Origin of the sequence: Bacteroides sp. AM41-16, assembly GCF_003603495.1 — a bacterium.
Taxonomy (GTDB): Bacteria; Bacteroidota; Bacteroidia; order Bacteroidales; family Bacteroidaceae; genus Bacteroides; species Bacteroides uniformis.
In genome coordinates this window covers 1-13,383 of record NZ_QTNE01000022.1, presented here as the reverse complement: position 1 = coordinate 13,383, position 13,383 = coordinate 1, and the positions used below count along the sequence as shown (strand labels likewise).

Sequence of the window (13,383 nt, the reverse complement as noted above, 5' to 3'; positions counted from 1 at the left end):
GTTATCCCCGGAGAAAAAATCTTGTTTCTTTGGGGATAATTCTTTTTTGTCCGGAGAGATTTTTTCAACCTATATCTATATCTTTGCGGCCACATTAGGTATGGAAAAGAATTCATTGAAATATACGGGTCTGTTGGCGTTTATCGTATGGGGTGCATTGTTGCTGATGCATCTGTTGCCAAGTATTACGATGGGTGGCCGTGTGCTGAGGCGTGTGGATATCTTGGGGGACGTGCGTCGTCCTTCCAAGCCGGTGAGTGAGCCGGACAGCCTGCTGCCTCCGCCCCCGAAGGTGAAGCCCGCCTTTGTGGACACCTGCCGTGCGGGCATGACGTGCATTGAAGATTACAGCGATTCTACCATGCGTGGCATGACGCGGTTCTATCAGGCGCTCGACGAGCTTGCCAAAGCACCCCGTCCGGTTCGTATCGCCTACTTCGGCGACTCCTTTATCGAAGCGGATATTCTGACGGCTGATTTACGCGAGATGCTTCAGCAGAAATATGGCGGTTGCGGAGTAGGTTTTGTCACCATTACGTCCATGACCAGTGGCTTCCGTCCTACAGTGCGTCATTCCTTCAGCGGATGGCAGAGTCATTCTGTCATGGACTCCGTGTTCTTTGACCGTAGCAAGCTGGGAGTCTCCGGACATTACTTTATTCCGAATACCGGTGCTTATGTGGAACTGCGGGGGCAGAAGAACTATGCCTCCCGTCTGGATACTTGCCAGCGTGCCAGTATTTTTTTCTATAACCGTGGCACAACCACCCTTTCTGTCCGCGTCAATCGTGGCGAAGCAACTACCGAGACTTTTGAGCCGATTGATGATTTGCAGGAGATGACGGTAGAGGGAAATATCGGTTCTGTCCGTTGGACGGTGGAAAGTGCGGACTCCACCTTGTTTTATGGCCTTGCCATGGACGGTACTTCCGGCATTGTGCTGGATAACTTCTCACTGCGTGGCAGCTCCGGCCTTTCCCTCCGCTCTGTTCCCGTGTGGATGATGCGTGAGTTCAATGAACAGCGTCCTTACGATTTGATAATCCTGCAGTACGGACTGAATGTGGCTACAGAGCGTGGACGGAATTACGACAAGTACATTGCCGGCATGCAGACAACGGTGCAGCATCTCAAGGAGGCCTTTCCGCAAGCAGCCATCCTCATAGTCAGCGTGGGCGATAGGGACTATAAGACCGAAGAAGGGGAGCTGCGTACCATGCCTGGCATCAAGAATCTGGTTCGTTATCAACAGAATTTGGCGGCGGATGAGGCTGTCGCTTTCTGGAACATGTTCGAGGCTATGGGTGGGGAAGGCAGTATGGCAGACATGGTGCATGCCAAGCCGTCATTGGCCAATTATGATTATACGCACATCAACTTCCGTGGTGGAAAGCATCTTGCGGGATTACTTTATGAGTCTTTGATTTATGGTAAGGAACAGTATGACAGAAGGAGGGCCTACTATGAAGAGGAGCCATAAGGAGGATTTACGATGTACGATTTGCTGCGCGGTGCTGGTGCTGATTGCGGCGATAGGGCCGCTCCATGCACAAGATGTATTGCCAGGCAGCCTTTCGTGTCATGCCGGTGGAGCGGATTGTGATACTCTCTGCCTCTATTCCCAACGTACGGATACGGTGTCTGTCCCTTTGATAACTTTTCCCGCCGCATTCCGGCAAATGAAGGAGAATGTACTTACCGACAGTCTGGGTATTCTTAATCCTTTCTGGGAGAAGTTGCGTCTGTCTCGGCTGGGCGCTTCCGCTGATACGCTTCGCATCGTACATGTGGGCGACAGCCATATACGCGGCCATATCTTCCCCCGTACCACCGGTGCGTTGATGCAGGACACTTTCGGGGCAGTCTCTTATACCGATGTAGGTATCAACGGTGCATTTTGTACTACTTTCACCCGTCCGGACCGTATTGCTGATATTGCGGCTCTGCATCCCGACCTGCTTATTCTTTCCTTCGGGACGAACGAAAGCCATAACCGCCGTTACAATACAATGCTGCACTATCGCCAGATGGACGACCTTGTACGCATGCTTCGCGAGAAACTGCCGAATGTACCGATGTTGATGACCACTCCTCCGGGCTCTTACGAGAGTTTCCGGCAGCGTCGCCGTCGTCGAACCTATAAGATTAATCCGCGTACTGCCGTTGCCGTGCAGACTATCCGCCGCTATGCCGATGAAAACGGATTGGCGGTATGGGACATGTACGAAATACTTGGCGGTACCCACCGTGCCTGCCTCAACTGGCAGGAAGCCGGATTGATGCGTCCGGACCATGTACACTATTTGCCGGACGGTTACCGCCTGCAAGGCGAGCTGTTCTACCAGGCCTTGTTAAAAGCTTATAACGATTATGTGGAATATTGACGAATTTTTATCCGGATTGAATATAGACTTGGACCGTTTGCGCGATGTCTTCACTTATGACCCGCAAGCCCCGATGATATTCAGCAGTGGTATTTTCCTCTGGCTGTTTGTCGCTTTTATATTGGTTTATCTGTTGTTGCAACGCCGGACGACGGCGCGTTTGCTGTTTGTCACCTTGTTTTCCTATTACTTCTATTATAAAAGTAGTGGCACTTATTTCTTCCTGCTTGGACTGGTGACGGTCTGTGACTTTTTCATTGCACGCTTGATGGCACGCGAGGCTATTCCCTGGCTACGTAAGGCATGGGTTGTGTTGAGTCTGTTCATCAATTTGGGATTGTTGTGTTACTTCAAGTACACCAATTTTCTGGGCGAAACTTTTGCCTCGCTGACGGGAGGCACGTTCACGACAATGGATATTTTCCTTCCGGTGGGCATCTCTTTTTTCACTTTTCAGTCGTTGAGCTATACGATAGATGTGTACCGTCGCCAGATAACGCCTCTGACCAGTTTGTTGGATTATGCTTTTTATGTTTCTTTCTTTCCCCAGTTGGTGGCGGGTCCTATTGTACGTGCCCGTGATTTCATTCCGCAAATCCGCCGCCCGCTGTTTGTCTCCAATGAGATGTTCGGACGTGGAATCTTCCTCATCGTGAGTGGGCTCTTCAAGAAAGCGGTTATATCGGACTATATCAGCGTTAACTTTGTAGAGCGTATTTTTGATAATCCTACTCTTTATTCGGGGGTGGAGAATCTGATGGGTGTTTATGGCTATGCCTTGCAGATTTATTGCGACTTCTCCGGTTACAGTGATATGGCTATCGGCATTGCCTTGTTGCTGGGCTTCCATTTCAATATCAATTTCGATTCCCCTTATAAGTCCGCTTCCATTACGGAATTTTGGAGGCGGTGGCATATTTCGCTTTCCAGCTGGTTGCGCGATTACCTTTATATTTCTTTGGGAGGCAACCGGAAGGGGAAAATCCGCCAATATGCCAATCTCATCATTACCATGTTCCTGGGCGGCTTGTGGCATGGCGCTTCGTGGAATTTTGTACTTTGGGGAATGATGCATGGCGTTGCGCTTGCAGCCCATAAGTTCTGGATGACGCTTACCGGGCGTAAGAAGGGGACGGAGAGCCATGGCATCCACCGCTTCTTCGGAGTGCTTGTCACTTTCCATTTTGTTTGTTTCTGCTGGATATTCTTCCGTAATGCGGAGTTCTCCACATCAATGGATATGCTGAAGCAGATATTCACTACTTTCCGTCCGCAACTCTTCCCGCAGCTGGTAGAGGGTTATTGGGAAGTGTTTGCACTGATGGCATTGGGCTATCTGCTGCATTTTGTGCCCGACAGTTGGGAACGTGCTTGCACAAAAACAGTAATCCGCCTCCCCTTGTTGGGAAAGGCGGTACTGATGCTTGCTGTAATCTATCTGGTCATTCAGATGAAAAGTTCGGAGATACAGCCGTTTATCTATTTCCAGTTCTGATTACTTCTTCTCGGTCGCTGTGGAGTCTGCCTGCTGTCGGAAGGGTTCCCGGTAGTTGAGCCCGTCTCTCCGGTAGAGGCCGATGAGTCCGGCCAGTCGGGTAGTGAAGTTTGTATAATCTTTCTTTTCCAGTTGTGTCCATTGTACTTCGGCAAGGGCGGCCATACGGGGGAGAACCATATACTCTACCTGTTCGCTGGTCGGGATGTATTCTGTCCAAAGGTTGGCTTGTGTGCCGAGTATGTGCTTAGCTTGTTCTTCGGTCAGTGAGGCGGTAGGATTCAGACTGTATACTTTCTCCAATGGGACAAAGCCTCCGATGGCAAATGGTTCGTGCCGGGTATCCTCACTTTGGTAATAATCAAAGTAGCAATAGTCATTGGGTGTCATTATCACGTCGTGTCCCAGTTGGGCCGCCTTGATTCCTCCTGCCGAGCCACGCCATGACATAACAGTTGCGTTGGGGGCGACGTCGCCTTCCAGAATCTCATCCCAGCCGATAATCTGGCGTCCTTTACTATTGAGGAGCTTTTCGATACGTGTCATACAATAGCTCTGCAGACGGTCTTCGGCAGTATGGTTCTTGTCGGCTTTCAATTTTTCGGTTCTGATACGTGCCTGGCATTTGGGACACTTTTCCCAACGGGTGCGGGGAGCTTCGTCACCGCCGATGTGGATGTATTTGGAAGGGAATATGTCAATGATTTCGGCCATGACATCTTCGAGGAACTGCATGGACTTTTCGTTGCCGATGCACAGCACATCTTCGAATACGCCCCAACGTGGGCACACTTCATACGGTCCACCGGTACATCCCATTTCGGGATAGGCGGCCAGTGCGGCAAGCATGTGTCCGGGCAGGTCTACTTCGGGGATGACCGTGATATAGCGCTCCCCGGCATATTTTACGATTTCTTTGGCTTGCTCCTGCGTATAGAAACCGCCATACCGGGTGTTGTCATACTCTTCGGTGTTCCGGCCGATAACGGTACGGTCGCGCCAGGCGCCAATTTCCGTCAGCTTGGGATACTTCTTTATTTCTATTCTCCAGCCTTGGTCTTCGGTGAGGTGCCAGTGGAAGGTATTCATATTGTGAAGTGCCAGCAAGTCTATGTATTTTTTTACGAACTCAATGGGAAAGAAGTGGCGGCCCACATCGAGGTGCATGCCCCGGTAGCTGAAGCGGGGTTCATCCTGGATGCTGCCGGCAGGCAATAGGATAGAGGTGGCTTTGGTTTCGGCGGGGATTGATTTACGCAGGGTTTGTATACCGTAGAACACCCCGTTCTCGGTCTGTCCGTTTAGGGTCACCCGGTCGGCTTTGACGGTCAGCACATAGCCTTCCCGGTTGCCGATGGCCGGATCCAGTCCCAATGTGATGGCGCCTTTGGGCGCTTCGCTCCCCGGGGCAAGGGCTTCTGTCTGGAGGGTGTGGCCGGTGGACTGGCTGATGTATTCGGCCAAAAACTCGGCATTGCGTTTCAAAAGTTCATTGTGTTCGGGGTAGGCGATGATGGTACCGTCATTCAGGTTGAAGGGGGATTCCTGACTCAAGGCAACCTCCTGGGGCAGGGGAATGACTTGATAGTTGGCTGTTGTTTCTACTCCGCATGAAGAGCAGGCCAGGATGAGAGTGCCTGCAAGGAGCATGTGTGTAAGTTTTCTCATGGTATTGAACTGATTAAATTAGTGTCTGACAAATATACTAAAAAAATACTAAAGAGGCAGAGGAGAAGGGGATAAATGCATGCTCATACCTCAGTTCTTCTTTGCTCTGTACTCCTTGGGTGACATTCCCGTGTGTTTCTTGAAATATCGTCCGAAGAAAGACTGGTCGGGAAAATGATATTTGTCGGCAATCTCTTTCAGTGACATGCCGGTGGATTGCAGTGCCATTTTCAGTTCCAATATCAGGTTTTCGTCAATGATTTCTTTGGCAGAATCTTCTGCCACTTGTTTGGTGATGGCAGATAGGTAGCGGGTCGAAATGCAGAGTTGGTCAGCATAAAAAGCGACATCCCGCTGGGTAGTACAGTACGTATGTACCAGATTTATGAACTTTTTGAACAATTCTTCTTTCCGGTTACTGCCATTGATTTGCTCTTCCGTAAAGTAACGTTGAACCTTGTCGTAGGTGTCGAGAAAGAAAATTTGCAGCAGGTTTTGTGCAATGGCTTCGCGATACAGATTTTCAGAATCGCGGTAGATGGCATTGCTTGCCGTGATGAGTCCTGTGATAGCACGAACCGGTTCGTCTTCGGTATGCGTATAGCATGCATTCTCCTTTATAAAATGTATGAAGGGCGGCTCTAAACGGAAGCATGCCGTCTTGAACATTGTCTCGGAATAGGCAAAGAAGTCCACCAGGAAATCTTTACTCGCACTTGTCAGTGAAATAATGGAACTTGGAAGCAGCGTAATGTGCGTATTGGGTACAATATGATATTTTCTTAAATCTATTGTGATATTTGCTTCTCCACGGGTGCAGAACATCAGTGCTCCATTGTTCATTTTCAGAAGACGTTCCCGGAAGAATTCCAGCTTGTCTGTTCCGGCTCTGAACGTTTCTTGTTTGGTAGTCAGTAATGGGTTCATATGTTAGATTGCTTATGATTTGCGGTTACAAAGGTACGAGTTCTTTTTGGATTGTTAAATGGCATGTTCCGAAAATGAACAGTCGTGTACCTTCAATGAAACAAATGGTTGTTCAAAAACGGCATACCTTTGCTGCCGGCTTAAAAAATGAAAGAGAAAGCCGACGTATTATTTTTTTAAGATAAAAAGTATGATAACAAAAAAGAGTATGATGAAACAGATGATGACCGTCATCTGTAGTGCAACACTGGCAGCCTGCGGCAGCGCGCCTGTCGTGCAACCCCAGTCGGAATATCAGGTGATGACTATTTCGACTACCGACAAAGAACTGCAGACAATTTATTCCGCAGCCATCCGCGGACGGCAGGACATTGACATCTATCCGCAGGTGTCCGGTACACTCACCAAACTTTGTGTGGAGGAAGGACAGACCGTGCGTCGGGGGCAAGTCTTGTTTATTATCGACCAGGTGCCCTATCTGGCAGCCTTGCGCACAGCAGAAGCCAATGTGGAAGCTGCCCGTGCCGGCGTGGCCACTTCGCAACTGACATATGACAGCAAGAAGGAGCTTTATGCCCAGAAGGTGATTTCCGAGTTTGACTTAAAGACTTCCTACAACAGCCTGCTGACAGCGAAAGCCCAGTTGGCCCAAGCCGAGGCGCAGCAGGTGAATGCCGCCAATAACCTCTCTTATACAGAAGTGAAGAGTCCGGCAGATGGAATGGTAGGTACGCTCCCTTATAGGGTGGGGACGTTGGTCAGCGCCAGTTTGCCCAAACCACTGACGACCGTATCCGATAATTCTAATATGTATGTCTATTTCTCCATGACAGAGAATCAGTTGCTTGACCTCACCCGCCGCTACGGCTCCAAGGATAAGGCGCTGGCAGAGATGGACTCTATCGAATTACAGCTCAATGACCGTTCTGTCTATCCGCAAGAAGGTAAGATAGAAACTATCAGTGGTGTAATTGATACCTCTACGGGTACAGTCAGTCTGCGTGCCGTGTTCCCCAATAAAGAGGGATTGCTGACCAGTGGCGGTTCGGGCAACGTCATCATCCCGGTACGGAAAGAGAACTGCATCGTTGTTCCCCAGAGTGCCACTTACGAAGTACAGGACAAGGTCTATGTATATAAGGTAGTTGACGGCAAGGCGCAATCAGTTCCCGTGCAAGTGACCCGTGTGAATGGAGGTCAGGAATATATCGTAGAGAGTGGCTTGAAAGTGGGGGACACAATTGTGGCCGAAGGCGTGGGTTTGCTGCGTGAAGGTACCTCCGTCCAACCCAAAACGAATGAATGATAATTTTTAACCGATAGAATATGAACCTCAGAACTTTTATAGAACGCCCCGTTTTTTCGGCAGTCATCTCCATTACGATTGTCATTCTGGGCATCATCGGATTGTTCACCTTGCCCGTTGAGCAATATCCCGACATTGCGCCGCCCACCATCATGGTGAGCACCACTTACTATGGTGCCAGTGCGGAAACCCTTCAGAAAAGTGTTATCGCTCCGTTGGAAGAGGCCATCAACGGTGTGGAGGACATGACTTACATGACTTCTACCGCCAGCAATGCAGGGTCGGTTTCCATTACTGTTTACTTCAAGCAGGGTACAGACCCGGACATGGCGGCGGTCAATGTGCAGAACCGTGTGTCCAAAGCTACGGGGCAGCTTCCTGCCGAAGTAACCCAGGTGGGTGTCACCACCAGCAAGCGGCAGACCAGTATCTTACAGATGTTCTCTTTATATAGCCCTGATGACAGCTATGACGAGAACTTTCTTGCCAACTATATCAGTATCAATCTGAAGCCGCAGATTCTCCGTATCTCCGGTGTGGGCGATATGATGATTATGGGTGGTGACTACAGCATGCGTATCTGGATGAAACCGGATGTCATGGCGCAGTACAAGCTGATACCTTCGGATGTGACGGCTGTGCTGGCAGAGCAGAATATCGAATCGGCCACCGGGTCGTTTGGTGAGAACTCGGATGAGACGTATCAATATACCATGAAATATACGGGACGCCTCATTACTCCTGAGGAGTTCGGCGACATCGTCATCCGTTCTACCGAAGACGGCGAGGTGCTGAAACTGAAGGACATCGCCGATATAGAGCTGGGTAAGGACAGTTATGCCTACAAAGGTACCATGGATGGACATCCCGGTATCTCCTGCATGGTGTTCCAGACCGCGGGCTCCAATGCCACGGAAGTGAACCGGCAGATTGACCGGCTCCTTGAAGAAGCACGCAAGGACTTGCCGAAAGGCGTGGAGCTTACCCAGATGATGTCCAGCAACGATTTCCTCTTCGCCTCTATCCACGAAGTGGTGAAAACGCTGATTGAGGCTATTATCCTGGTTATCCTGGTGGTTTATGTCTTTTTGCAAGACATCCGCTCTACGCTGATTCCGCTGGTAGGTATCGTTGTTTCACTGATTGGTACGTTTGCTTTCATGTCCGTTGCCGGATTCAGTATCAATCTGATTACGCTGTTTGCGCTGGTATTGGTGATTGGTACGGTGGTGGATGACGCCATTGTCGTGGTGGAGGCGGTGCAGGCACGGTTTGATGTGGGCTATAAGTCCTCCTACATGGCAAGTATCGATGCGATGAAGGGCATCAGCAACGCGGTTATCACTTCTTCACTGGTGTTTATGGCGGTGTTTATTCCGGTATCGTTCATGGGAGGGACTTCCGGTACGTTCTATACCCAGTTTGGGCTGACGATGGCGGTGGCCGTTGGCATTTCGGCGATTAATGCGTTGACACTCAGTCCCGCACTTTGTGCCTTGCTGCTGAAGCCTTATATCAATGAGGACGGAACGGAGAAGAATAATTTTGCTTCGCGCTTCCGCAAGGCATTCAACACGGCTTTCGAGGCGGTGGTCGAGAAGTATAAGAAGATAGTGCTGCTGTTCATCAAGCGCCGCTGGCTGGGTTGGTCGTTGCTGGCACTTTCGGTAGTGCTGCTGGTATTCCTGATGAATACCACCAAGACCGGACTGGTGCCCGACGAGGACCAAGGAACGTTGTTTGTCAACGTTAGCACCGCTCCGGGTAGCTCGCTCAAGACGACAAATGACATTATAGACCGCGTGGAGAAGCGTCTGGAAGACCTTCCTCAGAAATTGCACTTGCAGAAAGTTGCCGGTTATGGTCTGCTGTCCGGGCAGGGAAATTCTTTCGGTATGATTATCGTGAAGCTGAAACCTTGGGACGAGCGTACGGCAAAGGAAGACCAGGTGCAGGCAGTCGTCAACCAGATATACGCTCGCACGGCGGATATTAAGGATGCTACAGTCTTTGCCATTGCTCCGGGTATGATTCCGGGCTATGGTATGGGTAATGCGCTGGACTTGAATGTGCAGGACAAGCAGGGAGGGGATATGAACACCTTCTTCCAGACCACCCAGCAGTATCTGGCGGCACTGAACCAGCGTCCGGAAATTTCGATGGCATACTCCACGTTCGATGTACGCTATCCGCAGTGGACCGTCGAGGTGGATGCTTCCAAGTGCAAACGTGCCGGGATTACTCCCGACCAGGTGTTGTCCACACTGTCGGGCTATTATGGCGGGCAATATGTCTCCAACTTCAACCGTTTCTCCAAAGTTTACAAGGTAATGATTCAGGCCGACCCGAAGTTCCGTTTGGATGAGGCTTCACTGAACAATGCCTTTGTGCGCATGTCCAACGGTGAGATGGCTCCGTTGAGCCAGTTCGTTACGCTGACCCGTTCCTACGGTGCCGAGTCCTTGAGCCGCTTCAACATGTTCAACTCCATTGCCGTGAATGCCATGCCTGCTGAGGGATACAGTACCGGTGACGCCATCCGTGCCGTACAAGAAACGGCGGAGATAGCCTTGCCGAAGGGATATGGCTATGACTTTGGTGGCATCACCCGCGAGGAAAGCCAGCAGAGTGGTACTACAGTCATCATCTTCGGTATCTGTATCTTGATGATTTACTTGATTCTGAGTGCGCTTTACGAGAGCTTTCTGATTCCGTTTGCCGTTATCCTGGCCGTTCCTGCGGGCCTGATGGGGTCGTTCCTTTTTGCCAGGATAGCCGGGTTGGAGAATAATATCTATTTACAGACGGGACTTATCATGTTGATAGGTCTGTTGGCAAAGACCGCTATTCTGTTGACGGAGTATGCCGCCGAGCGCCGTAAAGCGGGAATGGGGCTGATTGCTTCTGCCGTCAGTGCGGCAAAGGCGCGTTTCCGTCCCATCCTGATGACGGTACTGACGATGATTTTCGGCCTTTTCCCCTTGGTGGTTGCCACGGGTGTCGGAGCCAACGGTAACCGTTCATTGGGTACGGGTGTTGTCGGTGGTATGTTCATCGGCACATTGGCGCTGCTGTTCATTGTTCCTGTCTTGTTCATCAGTTTCCAGTGGTTGCAGGAGCGGCTTCGTCCTGCCCAATCCGTCCCGACGAGCGACTGGCAGATTGAGGAAGAGATGAAAGTAAGCCGGAAGGAGATAGAAGAATCACATTAGTACATTATCGCGTAACTAACATAAAAAAATAATGAAGAAACAATTCATATTATTAGCTGTCGCCGGCTTGGTACTGACCAGTTGCGGCATCTATACCAAATACCAGCGCCCGGAGGACATCACGACCGATGGACTTTATGGACACGATTTGGACGGGCAAAGTCTGGATAGCCTGAGTCTGTTTGCGGCATCGGACACTACCTCCATCGCTTCCCTTTCCTGGCGCGAGCTTTTTACGGACCCGCAATTACAGTCGCTCATCGAACAAGCCTTGCAAGGCAACACTGACCTGCTTTCCGCCCAACAACGTATCAAGGAGGCAGAAGCCACGCTGATGTCGGCCAAACTTTCGTACCTGCCTTCGTTTATGCTCACTCCGCAGGGTGGCGTCAGCAGTTTCGACAATTCCAAAGGCTCGTGGACCTATTCCGGCATTGCCTCGGCAAGTTGGGAAGTCGATATTTTTGGTAAGTTGACCAATGCCAAACGCCGTTCCAAAGCGCTCTACCTTCAAAGCTTGGAGTACGAACAAGCCGTCAGCACTTCGCTGATAGCTAATGTGGCCAATCTGTACTACACCTTGCTGATGCTCGACGAGCAATACCGCATTTCCGAAGAAACAGCCGCCAGTTGGCGCGAAAGTGTACGCACCATGCGAGCCATGATGGCTGCAGGCATGACGAACGAGGCGAGTGTCTCGCAATCCAAAGCCAACTGTCGTCAGGTGGAAGCTTCGCTGCTCGACCTCCGGCAGCAGGTAAAGGAAGTGGAGAACAGTCTCTCCATTCTGTTGGGCGATGTTCCGGGCACCATTGAGCGTGGCCGGTTGGCGGGGCAGGAGTTCCCGCAGGAACTTGCGGTGGGCGTACCTCTGCAATTGCTTTCCCGCCGTCCCGATGTGAAAAGTGCCGAACTCTCGCTGGCATCCGCTTTCTACAGCACCAATGCCGCCCGTTCTGCTTTCTACCCCTCCATCACCTTGAGCGGTACAGCTGGCTGGACCAACTCGGCAGGAAGCATGATTGTCAATCCAGGAAAACTACTCTTCTCCGCCATCGGTTCGCTGACACAACCCTTGTTCAACAAAGGGCTGAACGTGGCACAGCTCAAGATAGCCAAAGCACAGCAGGAAGAAGCCAGGCTCGCTTTTCAGCAAGCTTTGCTCAATGCCGGTAGCGAAGTGAACAATGCTCTGACCCAAGTGCAGGTAGCCCGTGGAAAGACGGAGCTCCGCGCAAGGCAGATAACTTCACTGGAAACTACCGTCCGCAGCACCCGGTTACTGATGCAACACGGCACTTCCACCTATTTGGAAGTGCTCACTGCCCAGCAGGGGCTACTCTCTGCCCAACTGACACAGGTAGCCGACCGCTTTGATGAAATACAAGGTATCATCAACCTCTATCAAGCCCTCGGTGGAGGGCGGGAGTAAAATATACTCTTTCTCATCTTCATTCTCTCGCCCCTCTATCAATCCGGCATTTCCTTTTTTTGTGGGAATCCGATGGTAGAGGGGCTTTCATATAAGCGGGCTATGGCAAAAAAACTACGGTTTCTTGCCGTCAAACCGGGACAAACTTTATAACTTTGCGGCATACGACATAAAAATCTATCTATTATGAACTGCAAATCCTTGTTTTTTCTGGTTGTTTTTTCCCTGACCCTTATATCAGGGGTGTTTGCTCAAAAGAAAGTTTCTATTCTTGGCGATTCCTATTCCACTTTTTACGGTCATGTCTCTCCTGCCGCCAATCTCTGCTGGTATGGAGTTCCCGGCGAAAAGAAAGAGAATGATGTGACAAAGGTGGAGGAAACCTGGTGGTACCGTTTCATCCATGAGCACGGCTTTCAGTTGGAACGCAACAATTCCTATTCCGGCTCCACCGTCTGTCATACCGGTTACGAGAAAGCCGATTACTCCGACCGTTCTTTTATCACCCGTATTCACAACCTCGGCACCCCCGACATAATCCTTGTTTTTGGCGGTACCAATGACAGTTGGGCAGGTGCTCCCATTGGCGTATACCAATATGATGGCTGGACGAAAGCCGATTTGTATAGCTTCCGTCCTGCCTTTTGCTATCTGCTTGCATCTCTCAAGCAGCTCTATCCTGCGGCCAGGATTTATAATATTACCAATTCTGAATTATCCGAAGAGGTAACTGATTCCATGGATGAAATTTGCCGGCACTATGGCATCGAGAATATTCGTTTGCACGACATTGATAAACAATGGGGGCATCCTTCTGTGCAAGGAATGCAGAGTATCGATGCTCAGGTTTGGGAGTCTGTCTCCCCGATATTGGAGGCTTCTGTTTCTTTGCCTGCCAAGAACTAAGGACAGTGTCTTATCCTGATATAGGTAGACACATTTACAAACTAATAAATGTG

At 50.3% G+C, this 13,383-nt stretch carries 9 protein-coding genes; 7 read left to right on the top strand and 2 right to left on the bottom strand.

Annotated features, from left to right (window positions below; genetic code table 11):
• Positions 1-100: 100 nt before the first annotated feature.
• From DW896_RS17075 to DW896_RS17065, 3 genes are read left to right on the top strand one after another with little or no spacing between them, the layout of a single operon-like run.
• Positions 101-1,480 carry an SGNH/GDSL hydrolase family protein gene (locus DW896_RS17075; RefSeq protein ID WP_005825636.1) on the top strand — a complete coding sequence of 460 codons (1,380 nt, stop codon included), beginning with the start codon at positions 101-103 and terminating at the stop codon, positions 1,478-1,480.
• The gene (locus tag DW896_RS17070) at positions 1,464-2,384 is read left to right on the top strand and encodes an SGNH/GDSL hydrolase family protein (protein WP_227980257.1); all 921 of its coding nucleotides are present in this window, start codon (positions 1,464-1,466) and stop codon (positions 2,382-2,384) included. Before DW896_RS17075 ends, DW896_RS17070 begins: the two co-directional genes overlap by 17 nt.
• Positions 2,371-3,879: an MBOAT family protein gene (locus DW896_RS17065; protein WP_057098260.1), complete on the top strand. Its 1,509-nt coding sequence runs from the start codon at positions 2,371-2,373 to the stop codon at positions 3,877-3,879. The genes DW896_RS17070 and DW896_RS17065 overlap by 14 nt, the downstream gene beginning before the upstream one ends.
• Here the strand turns inward: DW896_RS17065 and DW896_RS17060 are convergent, their stop codons facing one another.
• Together DW896_RS17060 and DW896_RS17055 are read right to left on the bottom strand one after the other, a co-directional pair.
• Positions 3,880-5,547, bottom strand: a complete 1,668-nt coding sequence (locus tag DW896_RS17060; protein ID WP_005833489.1) for a beta-N-acetylhexosaminidase — start codon at positions 5,545-5,547, stop codon at positions 3,880-3,882.
• Positions 5,548-5,637: 90 nt separating this feature from the next.
• Entirely contained in the window at positions 5,638-6,474 is an 837-nt protein-coding gene (locus DW896_RS17055; RefSeq protein WP_009037288.1) for an AraC family transcriptional regulator, read from the bottom strand.
• A gap of 190 nt (positions 6,475-6,664) precedes the next feature.
• Between DW896_RS17055 and DW896_RS17045 the strand changes: the two genes are divergently transcribed.
• From DW896_RS17045 to DW896_RS17030, 4 genes are all read left to right on the top strand, one after another.
• Complete coding sequence (locus tag DW896_RS17045) at positions 6,665-7,780, top strand: efflux RND transporter periplasmic adaptor subunit (protein ID WP_005825620.1); 1,116 nt, start codon at positions 6,665-6,667, stop codon at positions 7,778-7,780.
• Positions 7,781-7,800: 20 nt separating this feature from the next.
• Positions 7,801-10,992 (top strand): efflux RND transporter permease subunit, encoded by a 3,192-nt coding sequence (locus DW896_RS17040; RefSeq protein ID WP_005825618.1) that lies wholly within the window; start codon positions 7,801-7,803, stop codon positions 10,990-10,992.
• A gap of 31 nt (positions 10,993-11,023) precedes the next feature.
• A complete protein-coding gene (locus tag DW896_RS17035; RefSeq protein ID WP_008661819.1) occupies positions 11,024-12,424 on the top strand; it encodes a TolC family protein in 1,401 nt (466 codons plus the stop codon).
• 186 nt (positions 12,425-12,610) lie between these two features.
• A complete protein-coding gene (locus tag DW896_RS17030) occupies positions 12,611-13,330 on the top strand; it encodes an SGNH/GDSL hydrolase family protein (protein WP_008661817.1) in 720 nt (239 codons plus the stop codon).
• The last annotated feature ends 53 nt before the right edge of the window (positions 13,331-13,383 follow it).